The organism is Rodentibacter caecimuris (genome assembly GCF_001019715.1).
GTDB classification, from domain to species: domain Bacteria; phylum Pseudomonadota; class Gammaproteobacteria; order Enterobacterales; family Pasteurellaceae; genus Rodentibacter; species Rodentibacter caecimuris.
Genome location: NZ_BBXJ01000001.1, coordinates 1,608,333 through 1,622,834, shown reverse-complemented (window position 1 = coordinate 1,622,834; position 14,502 = coordinate 1,608,333). Strand labels below are relative to the sequence as shown.

Below are 14,502 nucleotides of genomic sequence, written 5' to 3'. Positions count from 1 at the left end.
AATGACCGTGAAAGACATAACGAATACGCAACGAAATTTATTAAAATGGCTCGCACTTTGTACGATGGTTTTTGATCATGTTGGGGCCATATTTGGCGGATATACCCCCGAACTTATATTATTTCGATTAATTGGTCGATTTTCTTTCCTGACATTTGGTTTTTTAATGGCATTTAATCTGGCAAGTCGAGAGTTAAACACACGTCGCACACTCAGTTATCTGTTAAAACTGATTTTATTTGGTATACCGGCTCAATATGCTTACGTTTTTTTTATTCCTGATGCCGGATTAAATATTTATGGGCAATTTGTTGGGCTTATTTTAGTTATTTTTTCTTTTTCCCGCTTAACTCATCTTCAATCCATCCAATCTCAAGGAGAGCAACTTATTTTCGCCATAAAATATGCTGTATTAGGTGGGGTAGGGGTGATTTTATCTCATTATTCGGATTATCATTTCGGAGGACTCTCGTATTGTGTGGCGTGTTATTTTTTTGTTCGTTATCTGCCAATGACAAAAATAAGCCGTCAATTATGGTTTATTGGATTAGTGGGATTTGCATTTTTAGCGAATGAGGAAATGATGTCGGCATATTATGACACCACTATTGGCTTTCCAATGATATTGGCTATTGTTATGTCTGTCTATTTTATCCTGTCCCCGCCTCAAGAACGTAACATTCCTGCTTGGTTTAATATGGGTAGGAGAAAACCCTCAAAATTTCAGATGTACTTTTTCTATGCGTTTTATCCCGCTCATCTTTGGTTATTAGCTGGGATGAAAATGTTACTGGATAACCTATAAGGTGATTAAAAAGCATATTTGATTGGAAGATTGAATATGTTTTTTTATTTTAAGTTCAAGTTTATTTCTTTGTTAAAAGTGCAGGGTAATTAGTAGATGATACGACTATGATATCCTTATAGTTGTACACAAAATGAACAGGCTTTTATTTGGTAGCGAAGAATTAACGCAATATTATAGAACGATGAGAGAGAAAATTTTTGAATATAAACTCTATCGAGCTTATCAGTTGGAGGAAAATAGTCAGTTTATTTCAATGACTTTTTTTAATTTCTATCGTTATAAGAGAAATTTAAAGACCGGTAAAATTTCAGCTTATTATTTCAATCTAAAATCAAATAAATGGTATAAGGCAAGACTTAATGAAGCAATTTATCATTTTGCCCGGTTTTCATCATTGCCCGATTTAATGCCATTAAAAAATCATAATATGTTGATGGCTATGATTGATATGATGTTGCCTAAACTGCAAAAATTTGTCGATTATGATAAACGCTATTCTACTTATGATCGCCTGGCTTGGAGAATGAATCGCCTGGGTACATCTACAGTGAATAAGGCTTTGCAACGACTCATATTAAAGTACGCCCAACTTAACAATCAGTTAGCTGGACATTCAAAGTATATTACTAAATTCATTTGGCGGCATTTTATTGATAAATCGGTGTTTTCCTATTTAATAAAAATAAAAGGATTCACCACTTATTTTCATTTTTCAGATTATATTTATATCCACAATCATCTAGAAAAAGTTAAGCGTGTTGAAACGGAATACCCTAATCTTCTTCCATTATTAAAATATTTTCCGGCAAAACATTGGGATGACCCCAATTTATTTAGTTTTGATTATTGGACAAATGAATGCGCTATCCGTGAGCTTAATCGAATTGCGAAAATACATTTACCCGGTATGACCAAAAAGCAATGGCGTTGGTTAAAAAAGCAATCGCCGAAGTTTATCGCGCAATGGTCTGGACAAGAACTTTCCTGTTTAGTCGAATGTGGTATTCAAGAGAAAATTCCGGTTTGTGTCAAAATTTTCGTCATAAGGTTGAGCGATAGTTTTGATACATTTGGTGCGCAAAAAATTCGCATTATTCGATTGTTTATTTTGCATATGCTGAATGTTTGGCAAGAACAAGGATTTCGTGCATTGCAACATTGTCTTAAAAACGTAGCGAACCAAGTCATTGATATGGCTGATTACTGGCGGGCTATTGGATATCGAGGGGGAATACCTCAATCATGGGAAAGGATAGTAGAGCGTAGTAACGCCTGGCATAGACAATACCTTCTTGAACAACAACAGGCTCAAGATGAAGAACATCAAGCTCAATTGGCCTTGCAATGGGAAAGCCCGATTATGGTTTGGGAAGAGGCGAATGTTTTAGTCACAGCCTTAAATAATGGAAAAGCCTTATTTGATGAAGGACAAATAATGCGACATTGTATTTTCTCCTATGCACATCGTTGTGCGGAAGGAAGTACCTTGCTTTTTCGGTGATAGAACGGGATGAAAATCAAATTGAGATTGCTCGTTCCACCTTGGGGATTTACCGAGATATTCATCATCATACTTGGGAAATTGAACAACATCGCGGGGTGTGTAATGGTTATATCTCTCAAAAGCTAATGAAAATAGGCAAAAAATTTTGTCAGCAGTTAAATTTGTTATCAATATCTAATCATTGAAAATTGTTTCAATCTTTTTTTTGTTTTTTCCTTAAAAACAACAATCGTTTTTTGCATAGTAACAGTATCTTTTTACTATAAACTTGAGGTGACTATGAAAAAAGCGGTTTTAACCCTAGCCGTTGTAACCACATCTTTGATACTCTCCGGGTGTGCCCAAAATGCCACTTCCGATGAGTCGGCGCTTTCTCCCGGTATTCCAATGCCGACACAACAACCTATCACCACGACACAATCTACGACAATTCCGAATACGACGATTCGGCTAACAGAACAAACCATAGGGAGTGTAAAAGAGGTAAATTCCTACCGCAAGGTCAGCGAGGATATTTATATCAATACCACCTATGAAGAATATCCCGAAGTGATTCGTTATGGTCGTTATACGCTCGTCACCAGTGCACCAATCGGCGGACAAAAATATCTGTTGGAGCAATTAGTCGATGTCAATGTACCGGTTAAGAAAAAACAATATACGGCGACAGTACGTCAAGGGTTGCACACCACTTTAAATAATACCGGTTATAATTTATGTAGTTTGCCGGCTGATGAAGATGTGCGTCAGTTATTTGGACGTCCGTTACCAAAAGTTCATTATCAATTTGGCTCAATGCGGTTACGGGATGCGTTACAAATGCTTGTTGGTGAGGCATTTGAATTGATTGTCGATGATACACGTCGTCAAGTCTGTTTTGAAAAACGTGCCTCCATTCCACTATCGCCTCAGCCTAAAGAACGGGTAGATGTGGATATCGGCATGAAGTAAATTATTTCCAATCACGATAGAATTTTTCATTACGATTTTCCAGTCTTTTTGGCATAGTCGCCTCAATGATTTTATTTATTGGAGCGACTATGAAATTTTTTAAGCCCCTCGCGTTATTGACTCCACTTGTCTTGAGTTTCCCTACTTTCGCTACTTCCGTTTCTCAAAATGAAAATTTAACTAAGCAGGTGTTTTCTCAATCCAACACCTCTACCCAACAGCAGAATCATACTCAGTCGTTGACTGAAAATAAATGGTCTGAGTGGGGATTGACCGAGCGTGATTGGCAACAATATGAAACAGTGATGAAACACGGTGCACGTGGTATTTGGACACCGAATATTGACCCATTGACAGCGTTAGGTGTAGAGGCCACAACAGAGGAAGAGCGGCGACGTTATGCGAGATTACTTGCCAAAAAAGAGTTTGAACGGGCAGAAAAAGAAATCGCCTTTCAAATTGCTTATACGCAAGCATTTAATGAATTGTACCCGAATATCTTGCCATTTAATGTAGGCGATAGCCAAATTCAATCCGGCAATATTCGCCGTATTATTTATTTTACCCGTATTAATGACTGTCAAGAATGTGGTCGCGATATGATGAAACTATTGAATTATGCCGGAGACACACAAGTTGACATCTATGTTGTCGATAGTCGAAAAGATGATAACAAGATTCGTGATTGGGCATTAGCGAATCATATTAATGTGGAGAAAGTCAAAAAACGTCAAATTACCTTAAACCACGATCTCAACTTGAATTGGGCAAAATATGCAAAGGGGAAAATGCCGGCTGCATTTGGCATTGATGGAGAAGGGCAGTGGATAAATCTCACTTATTAATCAAATTGGGTTGTATCTTGCTTACCTTACCTTTGGTTACACAAGCTCGGTTTAACGGATTTGGGCGTGAAATTGATACGTATATCAAAGAATCGGCAAATCGTTATCAAGTCAGTGAAACAATGTTGCGGGGGCTGGTTAAGATGGAAGACGGTTGGTATGGAAAAATCTCGCCAACAGGCCCTATCGGCGTCGGACAATTTACTATGGGAACCTGGAATTTTTTATCCAATACCGTTGAAGGATATCGTATAGGCATGCGTCCGGTAACGGCAAAAAATCGTAATACGCGATTCGATCCCCGTCATAATAAATACATCAACACTTTGGCAACCGCACTTTATGCCCGGTGGCATATAGAGCAATTTGTAGAAAGAGGCATAAAACCAACCGATGAGAATTTGTATTTAGCTCATAATATTGGTTTAGAGGGATTGCATCGTGCCATTTTAGGGCGTTCAACGGCTGAAGATATTCGCAATATGCGTCGAAATGGTATGAAACGGGGAATGTCGGTAAAACAATTTATCGCTTACCAAACAGGGCGATATAACAGCCATAAATCTATAGCAAATTTTGTATCGAAGACAGGAAAGCAAACTGAAATCGTGTGGATTAAGCCACAGACTCATAAAAAACGACCTTCAACTACAGAGACAAAACCGTCGTTGCCAACAGGTCAAAGTGCGGTAAAAAACGCAATGATTTGGATTGAGCCTAGCGATAATAATGTGCTCTGGATTGATAACACCGTCAAGATGTAGGAACTAAAATGTTTGGAATATCATTATCTTCTAACCCCATTCGTACTATTTTTTCGTTTATACGACAACTTATTTTTATGATGGCAAATGCGTTATTTTTGGCATTAGCTAGCTATGGTATTTTTTGGTTCTATCTACTTTTACCAACCGATTTTGACACAACGTTAGTTCAACTTATCGCAATAAAACCCAATACACCCGAGTATCATCGGTTTTTTACCGATTTGTATAGTACCTGTTTATCTTTTGGGGTGTTTATTGTCCTTGCCGAAAAAATGGTGCGTTTTATTTGCGGTATTTTCTCTCCAAAAAGCAATGAACAAGGTAGGTTACCCAGCGGGGTATCTGTTATCCATAGAAAAATGACACCGCAAGATATTCGATATGTCGGTGCCCATGAGGCCGGTCATCTTCTTGTTTATGGTGCATTAGGTCAATTGCCCCCTTCTATGAAAGTTGAAGTGAAGGAACACACGGATAATACTACAAGTTTAGGCTATGTTTCCGCTTTTACTTCTAAACGGGTCACACAAAGTCGGTTATTTATTGAATGGCAAATGCTCGCCTCCCTTGCCGGTCGTGAGGGAGAAAGTATCTTGTTACAAGATAATTCACTAGGTTCTATCTATGATAATCATGAATGGTTTGAGCTTGCCCGCCTTTATTTAAAAAACCATTTTAAGGGTATTTTTTATATTGAGCCGCTCTCTGAGTTTGAATTTAATGCCAATGAGGCGAAATTAAATGCCTTAAAAGAGAAACAAACGCAGCTATTACAAGCATTTTTTAGTTTGAATTTATCCGTCTATAAGCAACTCACTTCCATGCTCATTGAAAATAAGATTTTGTATGGTCACGAGATTATTCCATTTTTCCAGCAAGCAGACATTACCTTTCCGCAAGGTTTTCCTTTCCCATTTGGTCGCTTTGAAAAATTTAGTGATGAATGGCTCCTCGAGGAGGAGTATGGCGGAGTGGGTGATATCGTAGATAAAATTTTGGAGCAAAAATAATGAAGAAATTAAATCATTTTTTATGGCTTGGATTATTCTTTTCCGCACACTCCTTCGCAGAATTAAAGATCATTGCAGATTTAGGGGGGGAAAGTGCGGTACGTTTTTATGAATCTATTCAACCTGTCCATACAGAAAATGCACCTCAGCACCCTAATGCCGTACCGGGGGAGATGTCTGAAAATATGTTACTTCCTGTGGTATCACATAAGTGGACGGTAGGGCAGGTTGAGTCAAAACCGGTTAATTTACCCGGCGCAATGCCTATTTTCTTAATTGGTTTTGATGAAACGTCAAAACAATGGTTGAAAGCAAATTATCAGGAATTGGTTCAGCAACAAGCAACCGGATTGGTGATTAATGTCAATACGGCGGAAGAACTTGACCAATTGCGCAATTTAGCCCCGAAATTATCATTAATGCCCGTGGCAGCAGACACGTTAGCTGATCGTATTGGTATTTATCATTATCCATTACTGATGACAGATTCTCTGATTACTCAGTAACATCGAGGTGAGAGATGAGTAATAAATATCTTGTTGAAGCATTATTACGCCCTCCTGTCGAATTTTATACGACAGCGATTTGTACGATGGCTGCCGGTCTTTGTGCTTATGCACCTTGGGCGGTAGCGTTAAAACCGCATGTAGGATATGGCATGGCATTGGGATTTGGCTTAATTGGTGCAAAACGGGCACACGAGGGTTGGCAGATTTTACGTTATCACCGAAATTTAAAACGTTTACCGTACTATGCCTTAACCAGTAAACAAATACCGGTATTTAAACGTGATCTTTTTTTAGGTAAAGGGTTTCGTTGGCAACAAAAACATACACAGCGATTACATGATTGCTTTCAGCAATCTGCCGAAAAATACACACTTCCTTCCAGGTCTTTTACCTGGGTACGTGAATTTGAGAAGAAACACAGCGATAGCTTTATTGCTAAATTGACGTCAAAAGACAGTCCTTTTAATCCTTTTAGACCCTTACCTCCGGTTGAAGGCATTCCAGCAATTCATGGTATTGAATTAAACGAAGTCAATGTGACGGTTCCCTTAAGTAGTCGTGTAGGTCATATGTTGGTATTAGGGACAACCCGTGTTGGAAAAACACGACTTGCTGAGACATTAATTACACAAGATATCAATCGAGGTAGCCGCTTTGAAGAGCGTGAAGTCGTGATATTTATCGATCCTAAAGGGGATGCCGATATTCTCAAAAGAATGTATGCTGAAGCGAAGAGGGCAGGTCGGGAAAAAGAATTCTATGTTTTTCATTTAGGCTGGCCGGATATTTCTGCCCGCTATAATGCCGTTGGGCGTTTTAATAAAATCACCGAAGTGGCGTCTCGAATTTCCGGTCAATTAAGCGGTGCGGGGAATTCGGCAGCATTTAAAGAGTTTGCCTGGCGATTTGTGAATATTATTTCCAGGGCATTAGTTGAACTTGGACGTCGCCCTAATTATGAACAAATTGCACGCTATGTTCGAAGTATAGAGTCACTTTTCTTGGATTATGCTAGATTCTATTTCGATCGGAAAGATAAAAAAATCTGGTTGACGATTCTGGAAGCAGCAGTCAAAGTCGATCCGAATAAATCCTCGCTTGCAATGAGAGGGCGTAGTCCGGAGGTCATTGCCGTCGATCAATATATTCGTGATGAACAAATTTTTGATCCCGTATTGGATGGATTATGTAGTGCGGTACGTTATGACAAAACTTACTTTGATAAGATTGTGGCCTCGCTTTTGCCGTTATTGGAAAAATTAACATCGGGTAAAGTGGCTGAATTGCTTTCTCCGGATTATTCCGATATTACAGATACGCGCCCTATTTTTGATTGGGAAGAAGTCATCCGTAAGCGTGGGATTGTTTATATTGGGCTTGATGCACTCTCTGATTTGACAGTCGCCTCTGCTGTGGGCAATTCCATGTTTGCTGATTTGGTCTCGATGGCTGGGCATATTTATAAATTTGGGGTCAATGAAGGATTACCTCAGCAAGCCAATGCGAAACAAGGTAAGATTGCCATCAATGTACATTGTGACGAATTTAACGAATTAATTGGTGATGAATTTATCCCATTAATCAATAAAGGCGGTGGGGCAGGTATTCAAGTTACGGCATACACGCAAACCATTTCTGATATTCAAGCAAGGACGCAAGATAGAGCAAAAGCCGGGCAAATCATTGGTAACTTTAATACGCTTGTGATGCTTAGGGTTAAAGAACAAGCGACAGCAGAAGTCATGACGAAAAATTTACATGAAGTAAATATATTGGAAGTGATGGCGCTTTCCGGCACAAGTGATAATACGAACCCCAATTCATATGAGGATTTCGGCTCTAATACGAGCGATAGGGTGACAGTAAAATCAAAACCGATGCTTTCTGCTGCGGATATTACGAATTTACCCAAGGGACAGGCCTTTGCCCTAATAGAAGGCTCTCAATTGTGGAAGATTAGAATGCCATTACCGGTTGAAGATAAAGACGATATGATGCCCTCATCTTTACAGCAACTTGCCGACTATATGCGAAATAACTATCGAACGACAGATTCTTGGTGGGAAGGTGTGCATCATTATCAGCCCAATAAAGAGGCGGTAGAAGCCTTTGAAGCGTTGTCTCAAAAAACATTAAGAGAATCATATGATAATGAAAAATACAAAGATTGAAATGCGAATTACCGATACACCGGATTGTCGGGTGAATCTGGATATTGATATGGGCGCACCTTTTGGATTATCTTCAGTGGGTCAATTTGATAATGAACGACTTGTCTTTTTTGTCGAGACAATTTTTCCGGAGTGGGAAAAACATCAGTGGTCATTACATCAACTGGATAATTATCTTGCTCAATATGGGATTGAAGTATGGAGTCATGATGAGGAAATTAAATTCGGTACGGTACTCCCGGAAGGTTATTTTAGTTTTTGGTTGCGTTTTACACAACAATATCCCGGTGACGTGCTTGTGCAGTGTCAGCGTTTATCACAACAAAAGGTGAATTAATGGCAGGAAACGAACAAGATAAAAGCCAACCGGAAAAGAAGAAAAAGGAATTCTTACCTTGCAAAGTGATTGGCACACTCATTTTCTCGTTATTACTCAGTATCGTCATTGAATGGGTGGGTATTGCGTTTCAATATTGGGAGCCACCCGGTTATCTACACAGTAAACTGGTGATGAAAAATGAGTTCGGTTGGTTTTCCACTGAATTTCAAAAAAGTCTTCTTTATAGTACGCCCGTGGAATTTGTGGAGTGGGCAATTTTACAAACACATCATTGGTTATTTGTGCGAACCGGGATTCAGGCTTGGCTTAATGATCCCTCAAGCTCTGAATGGGGGGCATGGATTTATCATTATCTACGCGATTACGTTGAATCTGCACTTTATGTCATCATCACGTTCATTATTCGATTAATGATCATTGTGCTGACCAGCCCATTGTTTTTACTTGCGGCTTTAGTGGGTATTGTAGATGGATTGGTTCAGCGGGATTTACGTCGTTTTGGCGTAGGACGGGAATCCGCATTTAAATACCATCATGCTAAAAGAGCGATTTTTCCGGTCATGCTTGTTGCTTGGATATTGTATTTATCTATTCCTTTTTCCATTCACCCTAACTGGATTTTAATCCCCTCTGCCGTTTTCTTTGGACTGACGATTTCTTTTACGCTGTCAAACTTTAAGAAACATTTATAATAAAGGAAGCCCACCTTTGTGGGCTTTAAATAAACTCTCTTACTTCTCAATAGGATTTCTCATTACAATCCTTTCCTAAATTTTGCATTATTTCTTTGCAATAAAATTAACCTTTGGAGCAAGAAATTCATGCGTAACGCTGCTTTCATTTTTCTCTTTTCATTAGCATGTTCAACGGTTGCTTATGCTGATGAAACCAGTGAATTAGAACAAGCTATGAGACAACTAGAATCGGCTAAACAAGCTTTGGTTCGTGCCCAAAAAAGTGCGAATGCCGGGCTGAAAAGTCGTCTCTATTTTGATTATCAAAAAGCGCATCAAGATATTAATACCGTTAAACAAGGGATTAATCTCTACATTAACGGTGATCGCGCCCAACCACGCGACCCTCGCAAACTTAAAAGCCTTTCCGGTTACTACGATAAACTCCGGAAAAACTAACGATGTCGGACAAGTCATCTGTAGTACAAAATGCCTTTAAAGCCGGTTCAGGTGCGACGCCTGACGAACTTCATATCCTCATCATAGGCTTGATTTTTGTCAGCGTTTTCCTGGTCTTGGCATATATCTGGGTAAATGCATTTAAAGATTTGCGGGAAGGTAACATGAAGATGAGTACCTTTGGCGGATTGATTGTGCGTGGCGTCTTGTTTTTTTGCATTATGGGCTATTTTTTATTGCGTTAGGTTTATTTTCAATATTAAGGAACATCTAATGAAAACATTCGTGAAATTGAAACAATACGGTAAACAAGCTGCACTTGCCATTCCATTATTGGCGTTACAAACCGGAAATGCATTAGCTACTGGCGGAGGCGGTGGTAAAGGTATTCCTAAAATGGATGCCCCTAGCCGTGGTGAAGGCTCCGGTATTATGGAAACCATAAAAAATTATGGTTTTGATATTGCGACATTATTGGGTTTATTAGTGTGTTGCTGGGCATTTTTTGTTGTAGCAGGCTCTGCGATTGAAACCTTCAGAGAAGTGCGTGCCGGTAAAAAAACATGGGGTGAATTCGGCATGATTTGCGGTGTGGGTGTAGGACTTCTTATTGTCATTATTTGGTTAATTACTAAAGCGATTGATATGTTATAAGGACATCCCATGCAAGAGCATTCTCATTCAACCATTACTTTTCTTCCTGAGCGTATCAATCGCTCACCGACCGTCTTTCGGGGAATGACCATGACGGAACTTTTTGTTGTTGTAGGCATAGGGGCCGTTGTTGGGGTAGTAATCGGCTTATTGGTGGTGCTCTTATTTGGTCTTGGTTTATACATTATACCTTTGGTTGCTCTCCTTTTAGGTTGGGTGAGCATCCGTTTTGGCGGGGGATATATCGCCGGCTTAAAACGGGGAAAACCTGATGCGTGGTTTGAGCGATATATCCAGTTTAAACGCTCTCCATCAAAATTCATTACAGAAGAAACCCACTGGTCAATTCATCGTTCCCGCAAAAAAGGGCATTTCTAATGAGTATATTGAGTCGATTTAAAAACGCGTTAAGTAATGAGCGCGCCCATGTTAATTCCTTACGTTTGGTGATTGTGGGGCTTTTTATAACCTGTCTAGGATTAGGTTATGGTTGGCATAAATCACCGGATAACTTGACTATCCATGTTCCGCCCGATTTACGCTCGGGCTCAACAAAAGCTTGGTGGGAAATTCCTCCGGCTTCCGTTTATTCTTTTTCTTTCTACATCTTTCAACAATTAAATCGTTGGCCAACAGATGGTCGGGTCGATTACAAAAAAAATATTGAGGTGCTTAGTGCCTATTTCACACCACAGTGCAAAAACTTTTTATTGGAAGATTATGCTAAGCGAGATGCACTGGGCGAACTTCGCGATCGTGTTCGAGGTGTCTATGAGATACCCGGACGAGGATTTTCAGAAAATCGCGTAACCGTTAATAGTGCTGATGACTGGGATGTCACCCTTGATTTAAGTACTGATGAGTACTTTTTAGATAACCCGGTAAAGCGCGTTTTAGTTCGTTATCCTTTGCATGTTGTGCGCTATGACGTGAATCCGGAAGCAAATCCTTGGGGACTTGCCATTGATTGTTACCGCAGCTCTCCAAAACTCATTGAATACCGCGAAAATAAAGAACAACAGTAGGTTTTGTATGAAAAAATCAGCATTTTTACTTAAAACACTCTCCGTTTCGACCGCACTTTTTTCCGCCTTTTCCATTCAGGCTGAGATTTTAATGAAGTGGGATAGAACCCCATTGGCGATTGATCTTGCTACAAATAAAGAACGGATTATCTTTGTAGACAAAAATGTGAAAGTCGGCATACCTCAAAATCTACAAGGAAAATTGCGCGTACAAAGCATGGGAGGCGCCGTTTATTTTACGGCACTAGAGCCTTTTGAGTTAAATCGAATTCAATTGCGAGAAATTGGGACGGGACAAAATATCTTGCTTGATATGAAAGCCGTACAAAGCCAACGTAAGCCGGATCATATTCGATTGGTCTTTGATGAGGATGTGCAATCTAATCGCCCCGGTGTGGAACAAACCCGTGTTTCTGATTCAGTTGAAGATGACGTCAATCAAGTACGTAGCGCTTTACCTGTTCCTGCTGCATTGGTGCGTTATGCTGCACAGTCGCTTTATGCGCCACTACGAACAGTTGAGGCACTCCCGGGTGTTCGACGTGTTGCAATGAAATTACCAAGCTCATTACCGACATTACTCCCAAATTTAAAAGTTCGCGCAACACCGCTTGAAAGCTGGGGATTAGATGGGTTTGTCGTTACAGCGGTAAAAATACAACACTTAGAGCCATTTCGAGTGAATTTAGATCCTCGCTATCTCCAAGGAAACTTTTATGCGGCCAGTTTCCAACATGGGTGGATCGGGGAATATGGTTCGCTTAACGATACAACAACTGTTTATTTGGTGACGGAAGGCGATGTGAGCAAAACCATCATTCCAAGTAACCTCAAAACGAAATCAAGTACGAAAAAACTTGTGAAGAAAACCGTCACGGTGCCCGCACAATAGGAGGTAGAAGATGGCCGAAGTCAAATCAAATAAATTACTTAAATATGGCGTACCTGTCGCAATATTCTTCTTTATTGCGGTAGCTGTCATTATTACCAAAAAAGCAAAACAAGAAGAAATCTCTGCAACACCGGATAATTCAGTGGTTTTTGATTTAACGGATGAAGAACGACGAGATTTAAATCTGAAAGATGGAGATACCCCTCATGACACGCTTAAAACGCTGTTGAGTGAAGTGAAAAAAGCAAAATCGGAAATGGAAAAAACACGTCGTGAAAATGCTGCTTTAAAAGGAAATTCCGCCGAGATAAATGCACGAATTAATGAAGCCGTGCAAATACGTCAAAATGAGATTGAAGCGTCATTCCAAGCTCAACTTAATAGTATGCAACAGAAACTTGAATCCATGATGTCCGGTTCAGCGCAAACTACAAGCCTGATGAATGCAGGGAATCAAAATAATAGTGACTTACCCATTGGTTTAGGAAGTGAAGGAAAAAATATTGCACCGGTGATGAACAATGACGCAGTCGGTGCAGACGGGATGCTCTGGGTCGATCCGGATGATATGCAATATAAAGACCAAAGTGGTAAGACGGTTGATGCGAGTGCAACTGGCGCAATTCCTTCCTTTCCTAATCTTTTCAAAAAACTTGATGACTCTGTTGTGGGGAAAGCGGCCGATGATTTAACGAGAAAAAGACGGGTTTATACCGATGAAACTAAAGTGACGCCTTATTATACCATTCCGGCTAATGCCACGCTTGTCGATGCGGTGGCATTGACGGCATTAATTGGACGTGTGCCTATTGGTGGTGCACTCACGGATCCGTTCCCTTTTAAAGCCATCATTGGACGTGAAAACTTATTAGCAAATGGCATTGAATTGCCGGATGTGCAAGAAGCGGTGATATCCGGCACGGTATCTGGGGATTGGACGCTGTCTTGTGTACGAGGAAAGGTCACTTCAATGACCTTTATTTTCCAAGATGGACGTATTGTCTCCTTACCTCACTCTCAGCGTGAAAACGGCACGATAAGAGAAAATTCAGAGGAAGGGTTCGGTTGGTTATCCGATCCTCAAGGGGTAACTTGTATTCCCGGAGAACGTAAAACAAATGCACCGGAGTATCTTAGTACGCAATTTTTATTATCCGGGGCAAGTGCAGCAGCACAAAGTTTAGCGCAAGGTCAAACAACAACCATCGTTGATGGCGGTTCTGTTGTCGGTGCAGTGACAGGGCAACAAGGTAAATATATTTTGGGACAAGGGCTTGCCGGGGGATTAAATGAAACGGCAACCTGGGTTAAAGAACGTTTTGGCCAAATGTTTGATGCGATTTATGTTCCACCGGGTAAAACCGTTGGGATCCATATCACCAAAGAATTAGCGATTGATTACAACGAGGCGGCACGTAAAGTGAAATATAACGGCTCTTCCACTCGTAAGCATTTAGATTAAGGAGACAACATGAAAATGCGTTATTTACTCCCATTTTTGACCGCACTTTTAATGACTGGGTGTTCAACCTCTCAAGAGAAATTATTACCGGCAGGTGATCGCTCGATGGCCGAGATTTGGAAAAATGGCGGAGGTAGTTCGCAAAGTGGCATTAATGAAGCACGTGATACGCTTGATTCGTCACGTCCTTTGGAAGGGCGTGATGTTGTAGGTGATGAGAATATTCGTTATACCCGGACAGCAGAAAATGAGGTCACAAACCTTTTTCCTCGTCTTCCAAATCCGGATATGACGCTCTATGTGTTTCCTCATTTAACGAACTCAGCTGAGCAATTGCCTGTGCCCGGCTATACGACGGTATTCCCTTTTTACGGACGTATTCAATACGCGCAACCTGGCGAAAGAACTCGTGATTATTAGGAGGAATTGAG

18 protein-coding genes are annotated in these 14,502 nt (G+C 40.2%); all 18 read left to right on the top strand.

What is annotated here, in order from left to right; translation table 11 throughout:
* Window position 1 precedes the first annotated feature (1 nt).
* The 18 genes from PNEUHYL_RS07980 to PNEUHYL_RS07890 all read left to right on the top strand — a co-directional run bounded on the left by PNEUHYL_RS07980 (window position 2) and on the right by PNEUHYL_RS07890 (window position 14,491).
* Window positions 2-805 (top strand): TraX family protein, encoded by an 804-nt coding sequence (locus PNEUHYL_RS07980; RefSeq protein WP_059366906.1) that lies wholly within the window; start codon window positions 2-4, stop codon window positions 803-805.
* 133 nt (window positions 806-938) lie between these two features.
* Window positions 939-2,309 carry a PcfJ domain-containing protein gene (locus PNEUHYL_RS07975; RefSeq protein ID WP_077663983.1) on the top strand — a complete coding sequence of 457 codons (1,371 nt, stop codon included), beginning with the start codon at window positions 939-941 and terminating at the stop codon, window positions 2,307-2,309.
* A gap of 282 nt (window positions 2,310-2,591) precedes the next feature.
* Window positions 2,592-3,263 carry a PFGI-1 class ICE element type IV pilus protein PilL2 gene (pilL2, locus tag PNEUHYL_RS07965; RefSeq protein WP_059366900.1) on the top strand — a complete coding sequence of 224 codons (672 nt, stop codon included), beginning with the start codon at window positions 2,592-2,594 and terminating at the stop codon, window positions 3,261-3,263.
* 89 nt (window positions 3,264-3,352) lie between these two features.
* On the top strand, window positions 3,353-4,108 hold the full coding sequence (locus PNEUHYL_RS07960; RefSeq protein WP_059366898.1) for a TIGR03759 family integrating conjugative element protein: 756 nt from the start codon (window positions 3,353-3,355) through the stop codon (window positions 4,106-4,108).
* Complete coding sequence (locus PNEUHYL_RS07955; RefSeq protein WP_255204610.1) at window positions 4,108-4,872, top strand: transglycosylase SLT domain-containing protein; 765 nt, start codon at window positions 4,108-4,110, stop codon at window positions 4,870-4,872. Before PNEUHYL_RS07960 ends, PNEUHYL_RS07955 begins: the two co-directional genes overlap by 1 nt.
* An 8-nt stretch (window positions 4,873-4,880) precedes the next feature.
* Complete coding sequence (locus tag PNEUHYL_RS07950; protein ID WP_059366894.1) at window positions 4,881-5,885, top strand: hypothetical protein; 1,005 nt, start codon at window positions 4,881-4,883, stop codon at window positions 5,883-5,885.
* Complete coding sequence (locus tag PNEUHYL_RS07945) at window positions 5,885-6,391, top strand: integrating conjugative element protein (RefSeq protein WP_059366892.1); 507 nt, start codon at window positions 5,885-5,887, stop codon at window positions 6,389-6,391. Before PNEUHYL_RS07950 ends, PNEUHYL_RS07945 begins: the two co-directional genes overlap by 1 nt.
* Window positions 6,392-6,405: 14 nt before the next feature.
* A complete protein-coding gene (gene traD / locus PNEUHYL_RS07940) occupies window positions 6,406-8,565 on the top strand; it encodes a type IV conjugative transfer system coupling protein TraD (protein ID WP_059366890.1) in 2,160 nt (719 codons plus the stop codon).
* Entirely contained in the window at window positions 8,546-8,902 is a 357-nt protein-coding gene (locus PNEUHYL_RS07935) for a hypothetical protein (RefSeq protein WP_129582408.1), read from the top strand. Before traD ends, PNEUHYL_RS07935 begins: the two co-directional genes overlap by 20 nt.
* Entirely contained in the window at window positions 8,902-9,597 is a 696-nt protein-coding gene (locus PNEUHYL_RS07930; protein ID WP_059366887.1) for a TIGR03747 family integrating conjugative element membrane protein, read from the top strand. Before PNEUHYL_RS07935 ends, PNEUHYL_RS07930 begins: the two co-directional genes overlap by 1 nt.
* Before the next feature lie 129 nt (window positions 9,598-9,726).
* The gene (locus PNEUHYL_RS07925) at window positions 9,727-10,038 is read left to right on the top strand and encodes an integrative conjugative element protein, RAQPRD family (protein WP_059366885.1); all 312 of its coding nucleotides are present in this window, start codon (window positions 9,727-9,729) and stop codon (window positions 10,036-10,038) included.
* Window positions 10,039-10,040: 2 nt separating this feature from the next.
* Complete coding sequence (locus tag PNEUHYL_RS07920) at window positions 10,041-10,283, top strand: TIGR03758 family integrating conjugative element protein (RefSeq protein WP_059366883.1); 243 nt, start codon at window positions 10,041-10,043, stop codon at window positions 10,281-10,283.
* A gap of 28 nt (window positions 10,284-10,311) precedes the next feature.
* Complete coding sequence (locus PNEUHYL_RS07915) at window positions 10,312-10,692, top strand: TIGR03745 family integrating conjugative element membrane protein (RefSeq protein WP_077474525.1); 381 nt, start codon at window positions 10,312-10,314, stop codon at window positions 10,690-10,692.
* Between the two features lie 9 nt (window positions 10,693-10,701).
* Window positions 10,702-11,070, top strand: a complete 369-nt coding sequence (locus PNEUHYL_RS07910) for a TIGR03750 family conjugal transfer protein (protein WP_059366881.1) — start codon at window positions 10,702-10,704, stop codon at window positions 11,068-11,070.
* Window positions 11,070-11,717 (top strand): PFL_4703 family integrating conjugative element protein, encoded by a 648-nt coding sequence (locus tag PNEUHYL_RS07905; RefSeq protein WP_174435483.1) that lies wholly within the window; start codon window positions 11,070-11,072, stop codon window positions 11,715-11,717. The genes PNEUHYL_RS07910 and PNEUHYL_RS07905 overlap by 1 nt, the downstream gene beginning before the upstream one ends.
* Before the next feature lie 7 nt (window positions 11,718-11,724).
* On the top strand, window positions 11,725-12,609 hold the full coding sequence (locus PNEUHYL_RS07900) for a TIGR03749 family integrating conjugative element protein (RefSeq protein ID WP_059366878.1): 885 nt from the start codon (window positions 11,725-11,727) through the stop codon (window positions 12,607-12,609).
* 10 nt (window positions 12,610-12,619) lie between these two features.
* The gene (locus tag PNEUHYL_RS07895; protein ID WP_059366876.1) at window positions 12,620-14,071 is read left to right on the top strand and encodes a TIGR03752 family integrating conjugative element protein; all 1,452 of its coding nucleotides are present in this window, start codon (window positions 12,620-12,622) and stop codon (window positions 14,069-14,071) included.
* Window positions 14,072-14,080: 9 nt separating this feature from the next.
* The gene (locus PNEUHYL_RS07890) at window positions 14,081-14,491 is read left to right on the top strand and encodes a TIGR03751 family conjugal transfer lipoprotein (protein ID WP_059366872.1); all 411 of its coding nucleotides are present in this window, start codon (window positions 14,081-14,083) and stop codon (window positions 14,489-14,491) included.
* The last annotated feature ends 11 nt before the right edge of the window (window positions 14,492-14,502 follow it).